Here is a 15,017-nt window from a genome sequence, read left to right as displayed (position 1 = left end):
CCGTTTGATCGCTAAGGGCCTGCCGGGAATCAACACGCTGATTTGATCTTGATGTTGCCCAGGGTGAGGAATCTGGCGACGTCTGCTGGCGTGCGGAAACGGGCGGTGGAGGCGGGGATTCGGGCGCCGTGGGATTCCAGGAGCGGGCGGACGTCTTTCACTGCACGGCTGATGGTCATGGCAGTGGTGTTGAACAGCTGGCCGAGAAGCTCCTGGGGGGCGAGTTTTCGCAGGTAGAGGATGGTGGCCAGGATCTGGTCGGCGGGGGTGAGTGTGGGTTTGCGGCCTGTGCCGCGGGCGACTCGGCGGGGTCCGCCGCGGGCTGCGTGGCGGGCTTGCTCGCGGCGCTCTTCCAGCCCGGGGATCAAGGTGCGGGTCAGGTCGCTGAGCTGCTGGCGTGTCATGCCGGTCAGGTCAGGGTGCTCCAGTGTGTGGCGGGTGATGGGGGCGCAGGCGTCGGCCGGAGGTCTGTCCTGCCGGGCGGGGTCCGGGTGTGGTGGGTGGCTGGCGGGGTGGAGGGTGTAGTTCCAGTCTCCGTGGAAGCGGTGGCGGGTGATCGGCAGGGCGGCGATGGCCTCGTCGCTGATCTGGATGCCGGTGGGGTACTGACCGCTGTCGAGTTCGGCATGCACGGTCAGGCCGGTCCGGCTGGTGGTCGCGGCGAGGGTTTGGAGCATGACTTCATGGCTGGTCAGGGGCCTGCCGCGCCAGTTCATGGTGATGTGGGAAAACAGCCGGTGCTCGATCTTGTTCCAGTGTGTCCTGAATGCAGAGGGAAATTCGATGTAGGACGAGTTGCTTGAAGCAGTGCTGCGTGACCGATGAAGGATTGGCCCTTCGAAGTCGTCCTGCGGGGGGAGGCTTCAAACCGCCTCATGCCGCGTTAGCCGAAGACTGTCGTGGTGAGCGATGAAGAAAAGGCGCCGTGCAGGCGTCAGGTGGGGATCAGGGAGACGAACGCAAGTGAATCGTTGCTGACGTGTCGAAAAGATTACCGACGACATCAAAACCGGGGAGCTTGGAACCGTCCCGGGATAAGCCTGGCGGGAGCCCGCCGACTGGCCAGGCGGTGTCCGGCATGGAGACGACGTGAACCTGGTCTGCCGCGGTCATGTGGAACAGGAGAAGGCGCGTACCGATACAGCTCGTTCTGGTAGGGGCGGCGAGAGGGAGCACCCCGAGCGGTTGTGCCGTGAAGGGGCCGAGTACCGATGCGGAACGCGCCGGCGGACCGGCTCGTAGTAGTGGAGAAGTCCCTGTAATGGGGGTGGAGCGAAGGGGCCGGGTCGTCCGTGACTGTGTTGATCGCATCAACCGGACGGTGTCCGGGAGGAGTTCGGTGAGCCAGTTGAAGTCACAGGCCAAGCCGTTTGAGATTTCTAAGTGGGAAGTCAAGGAAGCATGGGAGGAAGTCAGGGCAAACAGGGGAGCACCGGGAGTGGACGGGCAGAGTATCGCCGACTTCGAGAAGGACCTGAAGAACAACCTCTACAAGGTCTGGAACAGGATGTCGTCGGGCTCCTACTTTCCTCCGCCGGTGCGTGCGGTGGCCATTCCTAAGCCGCATGGCGGCGGCGAGAGAATCCTCGGGATTCCCGCTGTCGCTGATCGTGTGGCTCAGACCGTCGTGGCCCGGCATTTGGTGCGACGGGTGGATCCTATTTTCCATCCGGACAGCTTCGGATACCGGCCCGGACGGTCCGCCTTGGATGCCGTGGAGAAGTGTCGGGAACGCAGCTGGAAACGGGACTGGGTAGTCGAGTTCGACATCTCCCAGTTCTTCGACAGTGTGCCCTGGGACCTCCTGGTCAAGGCGGTGGAAGCGCACACCGACGCCGTTTGGGTGAAGTTGTATGTGCGGCGGTGGCTTGCTGCCCCGCTCAAGATGCCCGACGGCACCCTGCTGGGGCGGGAGTGCGGGACGCCGCAAGGCGCTCCGGTTTCTCCCGTTTTGGCGAACCTGTTCCTGCACTACGCGTTCGACGTCTGGATGGCCCGGGAGTTCCCTGCTGTCTCGTTCGAACGCTATGCGGACGATGCGGTCGTGCACTGCGTCACCGAGCGCCAGGCCCGCCAGGTGCTGGCCGCGCTCTCGGACAGGATGGCCGAGGTCGGGCTGCGTCTACACCCGGCCAAGACCCGGATCGTGTACTGCCAGGACGGATTGCGGCGCGGCTCGTACGAGCACACGTCTTTCACGTTCCTGGGGTTCACGTTCCAACAGCGCCAAATGCGGGACAAGAACGGCCGCATCAGATGGTCGTTCCGTCCCGCGATCAGCAGGAACGCCCTCAAACGACTCGGCGAGGAAGTCCGTTCCTGGCGGCTCCACCGGCGGGTCAACCTCACCGTGGAAGAACTCGCGCAGCGGATCAATCCGATCGTCGCGGGCTGGATGCAGTACTACGGCCGGTTCTACCGATCGGCCCTGTATCCGCTCCTGATGCGCATCAACGCCTACCTGGTGCGCTGGCTCCGCAACAAGTACAGACGGTTTCGCGCGATGAGGAAGGCCATAGCGGCCCTCCAGAGGGCAGCCAAGCGCCGCCCGGGGATGTTCGCGCAGTGGAGGTGGGTCAGTTCCCCCTCCCTGGCCTGGTGATCAGGACGACAAGAGCCGTATGACGAGAGATCGTCACGTACGGATCTGTGGGAGCCGGAGGGTGCGAATCCCTCCGGCTACCCGACCTTCGACGTGCCGGGCGGTAGGTGACACACAGTGATCTCCAGGTCGGTCTCGCGGGCGAGGTCGGCCAGGTGGGTCTTCCAGCCACGGGTGCGGTAGCCGTTGGAGCCGCCGGCGTCGGCGGTGATCAGCAGCCGGCGAGCCTGGGGGTAGTCGTGCCGGCCGCGGGCCTGCCACCAGCGGCGGATTGAGGCGACGGCGAACGCCGCGGTGTCGTGATCGGTGCCGATACTCACCCAGCCGGTGTTCGCGGCCGTGTCGTAGATCCCGTACGGGATCGCCTTCCCGGCCTGGCCGGGGAAGTCGTGCGTGTCGACCTGAACGGGCTGCCGGGCGGGCCGCCACTCCTGCCCGGCGTTCTTGTAGTTGCCGATCAGTTCCTTCTTCTTGGTGTCCACGCTGATCACTACGTCTCCGGCGTCCCGGTGATCTCGTGCCTGCTCGTTGAGGTAGCGGAACTGGGCGTCCCGGTCCGGGTGCTGGGCGCCTTCGACGGTCTTGGCGTTGGCCTGCAGGCTGAAGCCTTCCTCCCGCAGCAGATTGCCGACCGTGTCGGCGGAGACGCGGTGGCCCTGGCGGGTCAGCTCCGCAGCCAGCTTCCGGGTCGACTTCGTCGTCCAGCGCAGCGGCGACATCGGATCACCCCGCTCGTCGGGCTCGACCAACGCCAGCAGCGCGGGCAGCAGTCCCGGGTCCAGCTCGGTCGCCTTCTTGCGGCCTCCGCCCGCGCGGCGGACCCAGCCCAACGGAGCCTGGCCCAACTCCAGTTCAGCCACCCCACGCGAGACGGTGCCCTCCTGGACTCCGGCCGCACGGGCGACGAGTCTGATCCCGCCGTGTCCCAGCGACCGAGCCTCCGCCCCTATGGCCAGCCGACGCTGCCGCTCGTCCAGATGCGGCAACAACGTCTTGAACTTCGCAGCCAGGACCGCCTCGGCCCCCTCCGGACTCCCCATACCACAACAACGATCTCCAAAGCTGGAAGCAACGACTTATTTCCTCGCAGGCCCTAAGAACGGCTGACACAATGAGGTGGGTTGTCGTTGGCGGCTGTTCCCGGGGCCAGGTACGTGGGTCAGAGATCGGTCACGAGTAGCCGGTAACCGACGTCGATGGTTTCGAGCGTAAGCAGCTCGGCGTGACGGGTTTGCCAGCGGCCGGTTGTCAGGTCGTCCGCGAGCCGGGTCAGGCCGGGTGCGATGGCGTCTTCGCCGGTCTGGGACAGCATGGAGATCCCCGCGCGCACCTGCCGGTCAAGGTAGGCGTGGGGGCGGCGCCAGTATGCGGCGCCGAATCCGTCCGTGCAGTCGTGGGGGACGCGGACCGGTTCCCGGCGCGCCCCACCGAGCAGGTCGACCAGCTGGTCGGTCGAGATGGCGCGGGTCTCGTCGAAGGCGGATACCTCCGGCAGGTACTCCCGTACGAGCCAGAACTGCTCGCGGAAGATGCGCTGTTCCCACGTCAGGATGACGATGCGGCGCCGGGCAACCCTGCGCAGTTCTCTGATTCCGGCCGCCAGGTCGGACCAGTGGTGGATGGTCAGCAGTGCCATGACGGCGTCCGCGACGTTGTCACGCAGCGGGAGGTCTTCAGCGACCGCCTGCACGGCGGGCGCGGATCCCGGCGGGCGCTGGGCGAGCATGACCCGGCTGGGTTCGACCGCGAGTACTGTCTGCGGCGGTTCGTAGGAGCCGATGCCCGCTCCGACGTTGATCACGTCGGTGACGTTTCCGAGCGCAGCGTGGATCTGCGCGGCGATCCGCGGATCAGGCTGTCGTGTCCGGGCATACGTTGCGCCGAGCGTGTCGTAGGTGGCCATGCCAGTCAGTATGCGCAGCGGGCACGGTCCCCGGCTTCGCCTTTGGGAAGTCGAGCTCTCGACGACGGCCGAACCGTGACCCTCTGACGGCGGATCAAAACTGACCCACTTGGTGATCTTCGTCTGATTCTGGCCTTGGTGATCAAGGTCAGGAGGGAAGAGGTGATCTGTGTGGAGGACTGGGCGGAGATCCGTAGGCTGCACCGGGCCGAGCAGATGCCGATCCGGGCGATCGCGAGGCACTTGGGGATCTCGAAGAACACGGTGAAACGGGCGCTGGCCACCGACCGGCCGCCGAAGTACGAGCGTCCTGCGAAGGGCTCGGTGGTGGACGCGGTCGAGGTGCAGATCCGTGAGCTTCTTCGGGAGACGCCGACGATGCCGGCGACGGTGATCGCGGAGCGGATCGGCTGGGAACGCGGGATGACCATCCTGAAGGAGCGGGTGCGTGAGCTGCGGCCCGCGTACCTGCCGGCCGATCCGGTCTCGCGGACGGTCTATCAGCCCGGTGAGCTGGCCCAGTGCGACCTGTGGTTCCCGGATGCGGATGTTCCGCTGGGCTATGGGCAGGCCGGGCGGCCGCCGGTGCTGGTGCTCGTGTCCGGTTACTCCCGCGTGATCACGGCCAGGATGCTGCCGTCGAAGAGCACCGGCGATCTGATCGACGGGCACTGGCGGCTGCTGTCCGCCTGGGGTGCGGTGCCCAGGATGCTGGTGTGGGACAACGAGGCCGGCGTCGGCCGGGGCAAGCTGACCTCCGAGTTCGCCGCCTTCGCCGGGCTGCTGGCCACGAAGATCCATCTGTGTCGTCCCCGGGATCCGGAGACGAAGGGGCTGGTGGAGCGGGCCAACGGCTACCTGTCCACCAGCTTCCTGCCGGGACGGCACTTCACCGGCCCCGGCGACTTCAACACCCAGCTCGCGGCCTGGCTGGCCGTCGCGAACCGGCGTGTCCACCGCGTGCTGCAGGCCAGGCCCGCCGACCGGTGGGAGGCCGACAAGGCCGGGATGCTCGCGCTGCCGCCGGTCGATCCGCCGGCCTGGTGGCGGTTTTCCGCCCGGATCGGCCGCGACCACTACGTCCGCGTCGACACCTGCGACTACTCCGTGCATCCCAGGGCGATCGGAAGGACGGTCACCGTCCGCGCCGACACCGAGGAGATCACCGTGACCACGACCGGCGGCGACCAGGTCGCCCGGCATGCCCGCTGCTGGGCCCGGCACCAGGCCCTGACCGACCCGGATCACGCCGCCGCGGCGGCCGTCCTGCGCGGTGAGGTCCTTCGCCGGCGGGGAGAGCGGACGCTGGCGGCGACCGGCACCGACCTCGCTGGGCCGCCCTCGCTGGTCGAGGTCGAGCAACGCGAGCTGGGCTCCTATGACCGGCTGTTCACCGTCATCGACGGCGGGGACAGTGGGGAGGTGGAAGGCTGATGGCCGTCCGCACCGCCGCCCTCAACGCCGCCGGGCCGGAGGCCAGCAGGGACGCTCCGCCCGGCTCCGCATCGCGCCGGACCAGCACGCAGACCGCCGCCGACCTGGCGTTTCTGTCGCGGGCGATGAAGGCCCCGGCCCTGCTGGACGCCGCCGAACGACTCGCCGAGCGGGCCCGCACCGAGTCCTGGACCCACACCGAATACCTCGTCGCCTGCCTCCAGCGGGAGGTCGCCGCCCGCGAGTCCCACGGCGGCGAGGCCAGGGTGCGGGCCGCGAAGTTCCCCGCGATCAAGACGATCGAGGAACTCGACGTCACCCATCTGCGCGGTCTGACGCGACAGCAGCTCGCGCATCTGGGCACACTGGACTTCATCGCCGGCCGGGAGAACGTGGTCTTTCTGGGCCCGCCGGGCACCGGCAAGACCCACCTGGCCATCGGGCTGGCGATCCGGGCCTGCCAGGCCGGACACCGCGTGGCGTTCGCCACCGCCGCCGAGTGGGTCGACCGCCTGGCCGCCGCCCACCACACCGGCCGGCTCCAGGGCGAGCTCACCAAGCTCGGACGCTATCCGCTGATCGTGATCGACGAGGTGGGCTACATCCCCTTCGAGGCCGAGGCCGCGAACCTGTTCTTCCAGCTGGTCTCGAACAGATACGAACGGGCCTCGGTGATCGTGACCAGCAACAAGCCCTTCGGACGCTGGGGAGAGGTCTTCGGCGACGAGACGGTGGCCGCCGCGATGATCGACCGGCTCGTCCACCACGCCGAGGTCCACTCCCTCAAGGGCGACTCCTACCGCATGAAAGGACGCGAACTCGGTCGCGTCCCTGCCACCAACGACAACGACTGAACAACCCAGAACAGAAGGCCCAAAGGGTCAGATTTCAACCGGCCAAAGTGGGTCAGAGTTCAGCCGCCGCCGACACGAGCCGGTGCGGCATCGTTGCGGGCTCTGGAGTAGCGTCCGGCTCTCAGGGCTGCGCGCTTGCCGAATCACGTACAACGCCCGTGCTGTCGCCACGCAGCACCTCATGGCCGTCCTGGTTGACGATCACGAGGCCGAGCTCGATCTCCATCCCGGATCGCTTCCGCTCCAGTGCCTGTACTGTCACGCGTGCGGTGATGGTCTCGCCTTCCCAGACGGGCTTGAGGAACTCCCAGGTCATTCGGCGGGCGATGTAGTCCAGTCGGCCGCCGACCTGCGTCGCCAACGAGGCGGTCAGCAGACCGTGCGCCATGACCGGCCCGTCGGCCGAGACATGGTGACGCCCCTCGTCACCCACAAGAGCGGCGAAGGCGGCGATGTCCTCGGCCACAATGGTGCGCTGTGCGGTGAGTACCTGACCCACCACAAGAGCGGATGCCTTGTTCACTCCGCCGGTTTCGATGTCACCGCTCTGCGACACATTCTCCCCTTCGCTTTTGGCCGGGGACGGTGTCTCCCCCGTCCGTCCCGGTTGCTGTTCCCCATCAGCTCGGCGTGCCGTTCCCCACCCTCCTGAGGGCAGGTCGGCGCGTAGCCTCTCCAGAGCCGGTTCGACGATTCATGCTGCCACCCCGGACGCCAGGAACTCGCTGCGGCCGGACAAGTCACCGCCCCCTTGATGATGCGGTCGGCCGTGCGCGGCGCGGAGCAGGTCTTCGTGAACGACCAGGTAATGGGCTGGCGCGCACGACGGGCGAGGAGCTGCCTGGATGAGGAACCATGAAGTATGCGCCCGGATGACTGGCACATCACCGAAGACCTCGACGACTTTCTCGCCCGAACCGGAGACTTCCTGCGCTCGCGCCCGGCTCTGCACACCATGCAGCTGACGGTGACCGAGACACTGCGGACACGCGGGGCGGACGCGTACGGCGCCGAGGCCCCCGTCTTCGGCCGCCTGGAGCGAGCGGGCGAGGTCCGTGCCACCTTTTTCTTCTTCCGCACCCCGCCCGGCCGCCTGAACCTCACCCCCCTTACCCCCGAGCATGCCGACACGCTCGCCGCCCGCCTGGCTGGCCCCGGCCACCCCCTCCCCGGCGTCAGCGCGGAGCACGACACCGCCACCGCTTTCGCCGAGGCCTGGCAGCGGCACACAGGCGCAACGCCGACCCTCCGCGAGCAGCACCGCCTGTACCGCCTCGGCACGCTCACCCCACCGGAGCCGCTCCCAGAGGGCCGGGGCCGAGTCGCGGGCGAGCAGGACCTCGAGCAACTCAGGCTCTGGTACCGCGAGTTCGCCGCCGCCATCGGAGAAGTCCCCTCAGCAGACGCCGACTCCTGGGCCGACACACGCTTCGCCGACAGACGCGTCACGCTCTGGGAGACCCCGGACGGCACTCCCGTCTCCATGGCGGGCGTGACCGAGATGATCGCCGGCCAGATCCGGGTGGCTCCCGTCTACACCCCGCCCCACCTACGCGGTCGCGGCTACGCCGGCGCTGTGACCGTCGAGGTGAGCCGGGCCGCGCTGGCCGCAGGCGCGACGGAGGTCGTGCTGTTCGCGGACTTGGCCAACCCCACCAGCAACAGCCTCTACCAGCGAATCGGGTACGTCCCGGTCACCGACTTCGCCGGGTACGACTTCTCGGGTGCCGCGCCGGAAGTCGGTTGAGAACGCTGGAGGGTTCCGCGACGGGCACAGCGAACACGCGGGCCTACCAGTCAGAGCCGAGGACGTCGAGCGCCTGGCCCTGCCTACCCGCGGTAGGTTTCCAGCAGCCGCAGCCAGACTTCGCTGATCGTCGGAAAAGCGGGGACGGCGTGCCAGAGCCGTTCGACGGGCACCTCGCTGGTGACCGCGATGGTTGCTGAATGCAGCAGCTCTGCGACTCCGGGGCCGACGAAGGTGACCCCGGCCACGGTGCCGCGGTCGAGGTCGACCAGCATACGAGCCTTGCCGCGATATCCCTTCGCGTACTGGACCGCGCCGGCGACGCCGCCGATGTCGTAGTCCACCACCCTGATCCGGCGCCCGGTGCGCTCGGCTTCCCGCGTGGTCAGGCCGACTGACGCAACTTCCGGGTCGGTGAAGACCACTTGCGGTACGGCCACGCTGTCAGCGGTCGCGACGTGTGGGCCCCAGCGGCTGTCGTCCACCAGTTCTCCGTGGGCACGGGCCCCGATCACGGCGCCCGCGATGCGGGCCTGGTACTTGCCTTGATGGGTCATCAGGACGCGGTGATTGACATCGCCGACCGCGTAGAGCCAACCGTCGTTGATGGCGCTGACCCGGAAGGTGTCGTCAACGGTCAGCCAGTCGCCTGGCGTGAGGCCGATGGTTTCCAGGCCGATGTCGTCGGTGCGCGGGGCTCGTCCGGTCGCGAACAGGATCTCGTCGGCGGCCAGTTGCTCACCGTCTGCCAGGGTGATGCGTACTTCGCCGGCGTCGCCTTCCTCCCGCGTCACAGACGTGACGGAGGCCCCGAACCGCACATCGACGCCGACCTCACGCAATGCGTCCGCGACCATCTCCCCGGCAAACGGCTCCATCCGCGTCAGCAATCCGCGGCTGCCTCGGACCAGCATGGTCACCTGGGCGCCGAGCGCGCGCCAGGCAGTGGCCATTTCGACGGCCACCACTCCGCCGCCGACCACGGCGAGACGACCAGGTACCCGATCGGCGCCGGTTGCCTCACGATTGGTCCAGGGGCGAATCTCGTCCAGATGGGGAAGGTCCGGCAGTGCCGTGCCGGTGCCGGTGCAGACGGCGACCGCGTGGCGGGCGGTGAGCCGTACCGTATCGCCGTCGGGGGTGCTCACCACGACCTGGCGGGGGCCGTCGAAGCGGCCCTGGCCGCGTACGAGGTGGACGGAGACCGAGTTCAGCCAGTCGACCTGGTCGTCGTCCTGCCAGTGGTTCACGATGTCGTCGCGGTGTGCGAGGACCGCGGCCACGTCCAGTGGTCCGGCGACCGCCTGTCTCAGCCCCGGCACCCGGCGTGCGTCGGCGCGTGCCAGCACCGGCCGCAGCAGCGCCTTGCTGGGCTCGCACGCCCAGAACGAACACTCGCCGCCGATCAGCTCGCTCTCCACGATGACGGTACTGAGCCCCGCAGCGCTGGTCCTGTCGGCCACGTTCTCGCCGACGGGGCCGGCGCCGATGACGACGACGTCGTAGGTGCGGAGGGTGTCGCTCATTGCTGCTCCTGTGTCTCTCGGGCTTCGCGGGCTTACGTCCTGGGGGGAGGTCGCGCGTAGTTGTCCGGATCCGCCTCTGCGCGGCCGGCGGTGTACGGCAGTTGCGGTGGGCCTGGGGGACTGGTGGCTGCCTGACCGCGGAGGGCTACGGCTGCACCTGAGGGGGATGGGCAGATCGACGTCTGGTCACGGGCCGGGAAGCCGGTTGGTTTTCAGGTCCATTTTCGTCATCACTCTCAGTGAAACCGCGAGTCACAGTGATGATGCCTGGTGTGTCTCAAGGCAGGGCGACGCCGCGCTCCGCTCCGGGCAAAGACCGGCCCACGGAGGCTCGCGGCCGGCGGAGGGAACCGGCGTTCCGCCGGATGCCCCCTACGTCTGTTTGAGCGGTGGACGGACACGGTACGGACAGCTCCACCGCTCACACGCAAGGACAGTCCCATGGACCTGAAGCTCGAAGTCATCGTGCTGCCCGTCTCCGACACCGACCGGGCCAAGGCCTTCTACGAGAAGCTGGGATTCCGCCTGGACCTCGACACGGGGGCCGGTGGCGACTTCCGGGGCGTGCACTTCACGCCGCCCGGCTCCGGGTGCTCGATCCTGTTCGGCGAGGGATTGACCTCCGTCGCCCCCGGCTCGGTGCAGGGGCTGTACCTCATCGTCTCCGACATCGAGGCGGCCCGCGCGGAGCTGGTCGACCGGGGTATCGATGTGAGCGACATTTTCCACGACGCCGGAGGAGTGCTGTTCCACGGTCACGAGGGCGGAGACGTCACCCATCGGCTGGCGGGCCAGGAGCGCTTGCCCGGCCGGCATCCCGAGGGCGCCAGCTACTCCTCCTACGCCACCTTCAGCGACCCGGACCGCAACGGCTGGGTCCTGCAGGAGATCACGGAGCGGTTCCCCGGCCGCTGAGGGCGCGTCACCGAGCGAATAGGGCCATCTCGCCCCAGGCGGGAAGTGATACCCACGATCTGGGCACCCCCGGCGGCAGGGATGGGAGAAGCCCGGTCGACGACGCCGAGTTGCCAGGCGGGGCTGCACGGAGCCCGGGCGCGGCGGAGGGCGGACGGGCGCAGCACTACGCAGCCCCGACTACCGCTGCTCCGGGTCGGCGAGGCTGCGCCCCAGGGCCCCGCACATCGTTCTCATCGCGCAGTCGTTGAAATTCCTCCGTGAGGCCAGCGGCCTCGGCAGGCTGCTGTCGGGGCTCCGCTTCGCGTTGAACTTGCTCGCGCAGCTTGAGCAGTTCCTGGGCCTTGCCACCGAGCCCTTGACGACGTCCTGGAGGAGCTCGCGGCTGGGGACTTGGCCATTGAACAGCCCGGACAGGGCTGTGTGCGAGGAGCCACGTTGGGGTGGGGGGCGGTAAACGAGGCGGTGAGTTCGATGGAGTGCCGCTTTCCGACGCCGACTTCGGCCTTGGGGCCGGCGAACAGCAGGCCTCCGTCGGTGTCGAGGAAGCCCTCTTCGGTGAGGAAGCACAGGATGGGGGCGGCGGATCGATCGAACGGGGCGAGTCCGTTCCGCTGGACCACCAACGTGTATTGAAGCGCCGAGAGTTGCAGCGGCACACTCATGGTCAACCGAAGCACGGCCGACACGGCCCGTTGGCGTGCCGACAGTCCCGTCGCACGCCCGGCAGGAGCGTCACCTGGAGCACATAACACAACCCAACGGGAACAATCGGCTCCACTCATCCGTATTATCGCTGTTCAAGACGCCGGGCAGCAGGTGCGGCCCTTTACCGCACCGTCAGACGAACCTGCGCGTGTACGGCATGGGTTCTGCGCGACTCGTCAGCGGGCCCGTGCCAACTCGTCGGCCGTTCAACCGGCAGAAAGGCCAGCATCATGTCCGAGAACACCGCCGCCAGTGACCTGGCAGCGCAGTACGTCGCCCAGGTGAGCAGTGACCTGGAACGCAACCTCAAGGAGCAGGAGCGTATCGGCACGGAAATCGCCGTCCTGCAGGATCAGTTGACCACGTTGCAGCGCGACCACACCGTGCTGGTCAGCATGCAGCAGGCACTCGGCATCACCCCCTCCCCCGCCCAGGCCCCCCAGCCCGCCCGGCCTGCTCCCACGCCCGCGGCTGCAGTGCCGGCCCCCCGGAAGAAGGCCGCCTCCGGCGCGGGCAGCGCGACGCGAGGGAAGAAGGCCACCACCACCTCCGGCCGTGCGAAGACCGGCAGGCCGGCCGCGGGCACGGCGGGCAAGGACCCGGCCACGGCCGTGAAGCAGGCGCAGCCGACGCTGATCGACCTGGTGCGCAGCCATCTCGGTGAGCAGAGCGAACCGCGCTCCGCCGCGGAGATCGCCACCGCGCTCGGCCAGGCCCACCCCGAACGACGCATCAAAGCCACCGTCGTGCGCACCACGTTGGAGAACCTGGTCGCCAAGGGCCACGCCCAGCGCAGCAAGCAGGGCACTTCCGTCTTCTACACCGCCCCCGACACACCCGACCAGACATCCAAGGACCCGTCCAGCGAGCAGTCCGCGGACCAGCCTGAGGCGCAGCCCGATCACGGTGCATGAGGCGTGGGGGTTGTGCGGCGCACCCGAGCGTTGGTGTGCCACAGCCGTACACGGTGTGCGGGGCACCGCTGGTGGTCGTCGGGCATCCCGGAGACAGCCCCCTGCGCGTTCAGGGGCCAGCGTATGACCGCGCGAAGCCGTGCCCCGGGACCCGCGACCGTCGCAGCCCCGAATCTCACGACCTGGTGGCGGAGCGCGGCAGGAAGAGGACCACTGCGACACCGATCGCCGCGAACACGGCGCCGAGGGCGAACACGACGGTGAACGCGCCTTCGCCCGGGACTTCGGTGTCGGCGACCGAGTGGCTGCTCAGGATCGCGATCGCGACCTGGGTTCCGATGACGCCGCCGACTGTCCTGACGACGGTGTTGAGGCCGTTGGCGGTCGCGATCGCGTGGTGCGGCGCGAAGCGGGCCACGAGTGAGGGAAGTGCCGCGAAGCTCGCGGCGGCCCCGGCTCCCAGCAGTAGGGAATCGGCGAGGATCTGCGCCGGCGTTGCGTGCCACAGCGCCAGCGCGGCGCTTCCCGCCAGTACCAGCACCAGCCCTCCAAGCAGCGGGGCACGGTGACCGAAGGCTCGCTCCAGGCGGGGCACGACCGGCGCCACAAGGATCTGCAGCAGTGCGGAGGGCAGCATCAGCAGGCCCGCGGCGGTGATGCTGAAGCCGAATCCCCGTGCGGCGCCTTCGGGCCCGTGGGCGGGCAGTTGGGCGAACGTCGGCACGAGAAGGAAGAAGATCAGTGCCGCGGCGTAGAAGAGCGCAGCGGCCGAGTGAGTCAGCAGCATCGACCGCTGGAGGAGGACACTCGGTTCGAGCAGCGGGTGCTGGGTGCGCTGTTCGGCCACGGCCAAGGCGGCCAGGAAGACGGCCGCGGCGAGGAAGAGGCCGAGTACCGGGGCGGAAAGCCACCCTGCGTGCGAGCCCTGGGTGATGGCGAGCAGCAGGGCCACCAAACCGAGGGAGAGCAGGAGTGTTCCCAGCACGTCCTGAGGTTCGTCCCGGCGCGATGCGTCGTCCGGTATCCATCGGGCCACCAGCACGAACGCGACCGCGATGACGCCGGCGAGCACCGCGAACATCCACCTCCAGGAGGCGTGGTCGACCAGGAGGCCGCCGATGACGAAGCCCAGGGCGGTGCCCGCTCCGATCATCGCGGAGACGATGCCGAGGCCTTGGCCGATCCGTTGTCTGGGAAGCAGCGCGCTGACGAGGGCGAAGGACAGGGGAAGTGCCGCCGCCCCAGCTCCCTGCACCGCGCGTGCCAGCAACAGGACGGGGAAGTTCCATGCGAGGGCGGCCAGCACGGTGCCGGCGCCGAAGACGGCAAGCGTGGCGAGCAGTACCCGGCGCTTGCCGCGTCGGTCGCCGAGACGGGCGAGCACCGGCGTCAGTACGGCGCCGGACAGCAGGTAAAGGGTGAACACCCACGCGGACCAGTCGCCGCTCACCCCGAAATGGTCCCGGAACGCGGGCAGAGCAGGAGCGACCAGCGTCTGCAACAGCCCGTAGGCCAGCACCGCGACCGCGAGTGCGGCGACCACACGACCGGCGGGCGGGGCAATGTCCGGGCGGCTACCCGCGGGCGGGACCGGGGGAAGGGCGGTGGTTCGGTCTTCCTGGGGCATGACGACCTCTGATGTGGGGCGGGCGACCGGCTGGACCGTCACCGCGCCGCGAGAGCGCGGCACGGTGACAGCAGTCAGCTCGACGAGCGAGCGGAGCAAACGACTGGCAGAGCGCTCCGATCGGCGGAGTTACTGGCTGTTGGGCGCGAGCTCGTCCAGCGCCTGTACGCGCTGGACGATCTCCCACTTGCCGTTCACCTTGCGGAGCTTGTCGGTGTAGGTGCCGGTGGCATAGACGGCGTGCTCCGCCTCGGTCTCCGCGACCCAGTACCAGGAACGGGCGGTGGCGGTCGTGCCGTTGACCTCGATCATGGCGGGGCCGGTCATGTGCCGCTTGCCCTTGGTGAAGCCCTTCTCGGCCAGGTCGATGAACATGGCCTTGATCTCGCTGCGGCCGTCGGCGGAGCCGAAGGGGCTCCGGTAGTGACCGTCCTTGGCATACAGGTTGGCGTAGCTGTCGGCGTCCCGCAGATCGATGTACATCTGGTGACGGTCTATCACCTCGCGGATGGCGAAGCGGTCACCAGCAACGTTGCTCTCCGTGGCGGTGGCATTCCCGCCCAGCAGGCTCGTGGCTGCCACAGCACCCACCAGCACACCGACGACGGGTGCGGCCGCCCTCCGCATGGCATTCATGTCGACTCCTTCACGATCCGACCTTAGTCAGGTTATTGATAGTCACAATCATGACTAACTTGATCGTATTCCAGTCCGAGGTGCGGCGTCCAGCACCGGAGGGACCAGGAGCCGGGCGGCGGTGTCGATCCGGGCAGGGGCCTCCGGCAGC

At 68.4% G+C, this 15,017-nt stretch carries 11 protein-coding genes and 2 pseudogenes; 6 read left to right on the top strand and 7 right to left on the bottom strand.

Annotated elements, in window-relative coordinates:
* Positions 1-29: 29 nt before the first annotated feature.
* A pseudogene (locus ACKTSN_RS47595) lies at positions 30-755 on the bottom strand (ISAzo13-like element transposase-related protein); the annotation flags it as partial.
* A gap of 584 nt (positions 756-1,339) precedes the next feature.
* On the opposite strand from ACKTSN_RS47595, the gene ltrA reads away from it, so the two are divergent.
* Complete coding sequence (gene ltrA, locus ACKTSN_RS45820) at positions 1,340-2,602, top strand: group II intron reverse transcriptase/maturase (protein ID WP_409474477.1); 1,263 nt, start codon at positions 1,340-1,342, stop codon at positions 2,600-2,602.
* A gap of 86 nt (positions 2,603-2,688) precedes the next feature.
* Here ltrA and ACKTSN_RS45815 read toward each other — a convergent pair.
* Both ACKTSN_RS45815 and ACKTSN_RS45810 read right to left on the bottom strand, forming a co-directional pair.
* Positions 2,689-3,642 (bottom strand): annotated as a pseudogene (locus ACKTSN_RS45815) (ISAzo13 family transposase); the annotation flags it as partial.
* 119 nt (positions 3,643-3,761) lie between these two features.
* Positions 3,762-4,505: a methyltransferase domain-containing protein gene (locus ACKTSN_RS45810; protein ID WP_409474476.1), complete on the bottom strand. Its 744-nt coding sequence runs from the start codon at positions 4,503-4,505 to the stop codon at positions 3,762-3,764.
* A gap of 162 nt (positions 4,506-4,667) precedes the next feature.
* Between ACKTSN_RS45810 and istA the strand changes: the two genes are divergently transcribed.
* Both istA and istB read left to right on the top strand, forming a co-directional pair.
* On the top strand, positions 4,668-5,939 hold the full coding sequence (istA, locus tag ACKTSN_RS45805) for an IS21 family transposase (RefSeq protein WP_409474475.1): 1,272 nt from the start codon (positions 4,668-4,670) through the stop codon (positions 5,937-5,939).
* Positions 5,939-6,793, top strand: a complete 855-nt coding sequence (istB, locus tag ACKTSN_RS45800) for an IS21-like element helper ATPase IstB (protein WP_409474474.1) — start codon at positions 5,939-5,941, stop codon at positions 6,791-6,793. The genes istA and istB overlap by 1 nt, the downstream gene beginning before the upstream one ends.
* A 121-nt stretch (positions 6,794-6,914) precedes the next feature.
* On the opposite strand, the gene ACKTSN_RS45795 is transcribed toward istB, so the two are convergent.
* Positions 6,915-7,349: a hypothetical protein gene (locus tag ACKTSN_RS45795; RefSeq protein ID WP_409474473.1), complete on the bottom strand. Its 435-nt coding sequence runs from the start codon at positions 7,347-7,349 to the stop codon at positions 6,915-6,917.
* Between the two features lie 306 nt (positions 7,350-7,655).
* Between ACKTSN_RS45795 and ACKTSN_RS45790 the strand changes: the two genes are divergently transcribed.
* Complete coding sequence (locus ACKTSN_RS45790) at positions 7,656-8,540, top strand: GNAT family N-acetyltransferase (protein WP_409474472.1); 885 nt, start codon at positions 7,656-7,658, stop codon at positions 8,538-8,540.
* Between the two features lie 83 nt (positions 8,541-8,623).
* Here the strand turns inward: ACKTSN_RS45790 and ACKTSN_RS45785 are convergent, their stop codons facing one another.
* Positions 8,624-10,066, bottom strand: a complete 1,443-nt coding sequence (locus ACKTSN_RS45785; protein ID WP_409474471.1) for a dihydrolipoyl dehydrogenase family protein — start codon at positions 10,064-10,066, stop codon at positions 8,624-8,626.
* 441 nt (positions 10,067-10,507) lie between these two features.
* Between ACKTSN_RS45785 and ACKTSN_RS45780 the strand changes: the two genes are divergently transcribed.
* Positions 10,508-10,981: a VOC family protein gene (locus tag ACKTSN_RS45780; protein WP_409474470.1), complete on the top strand. Its 474-nt coding sequence runs from the start codon at positions 10,508-10,510 to the stop codon at positions 10,979-10,981.
* 938 nt (positions 10,982-11,919) lie between these two features.
* Entirely contained in the window at positions 11,920-12,603 is a 684-nt protein-coding gene (locus ACKTSN_RS45775; RefSeq protein WP_409474469.1) for a hypothetical protein, read from the top strand.
* A 175-nt stretch (positions 12,604-12,778) separates the two neighbouring features.
* On the opposite strand, the gene ACKTSN_RS45770 is transcribed toward ACKTSN_RS45775, so the two are convergent.
* Both ACKTSN_RS45770 and ACKTSN_RS45765 read right to left on the bottom strand, forming a co-directional pair.
* The gene (locus ACKTSN_RS45770; protein WP_409474468.1) at positions 12,779-14,293 is read right to left on the bottom strand and encodes an MFS transporter; all 1,515 of its coding nucleotides are present in this window, start codon (positions 14,291-14,293) and stop codon (positions 12,779-12,781) included.
* A gap of 66 nt (positions 14,294-14,359) precedes the next feature.
* On the bottom strand, positions 14,360-14,866 hold the full coding sequence (locus ACKTSN_RS45765) for a nuclear transport factor 2 family protein (protein WP_409474467.1): 507 nt from the start codon (positions 14,864-14,866) through the stop codon (positions 14,360-14,362).
* Positions 14,867-15,017: the final 151 nt, after the last annotated feature.

The sequence above is a fragment of the Streptomyces flavusporus genome (assembly GCF_046267975.1).
Taxonomy (GTDB): Bacteria; Actinomycetota; Actinomycetes; order Streptomycetales; family Streptomycetaceae; genus Streptomyces; species Streptomyces flavusporus.
This window is presented reverse-complemented; position numbering and strand designations above follow the sequence as displayed.

What these genes read in the sequence shown, in the direction of transcription:
- istB (WP_409474474.1), top strand. Translation starts at nt 5,939, where the DNA reads ATGGCCGTCCGCACCGCCGCCCTCAACGCCGCCGGGCCGGAGGCCAGC.
- ACKTSN_RS45765 (WP_409474467.1), bottom strand. Translation starts at nt 14,866, where the DNA reads ATGAATGCCATGCGGAGGGCGGCCGCACCCGTCGTCGGTGTGCTGGTG.
- ACKTSN_RS45790 (WP_409474472.1), top strand. Translation starts at nt 7,656, where the DNA reads ATGCGCCCGGATGACTGGCACATCACCGAAGACCTCGACGACTTTCTC.
- ACKTSN_RS45775 (WP_409474469.1), top strand. Translation starts at nt 11,920, where the DNA reads ATGTCCGAGAACACCGCCGCCAGTGACCTGGCAGCGCAGTACGTCGCC.
- ACKTSN_RS45810 (WP_409474476.1), bottom strand. Translation starts at nt 4,505, where the DNA reads ATGGCCACCTACGACACGCTCGGCGCAACGTATGCCCGGACACGACAG.
- ACKTSN_RS45780 (WP_409474470.1), top strand. Translation starts at nt 10,508, where the DNA reads ATGGACCTGAAGCTCGAAGTCATCGTGCTGCCCGTCTCCGACACCGAC.
- ACKTSN_RS45785 (WP_409474471.1), bottom strand. Translation starts at nt 10,066, where the DNA reads ATGAGCGACACCCTCCGCACCTACGACGTCGTCGTCATCGGCGCCGGC.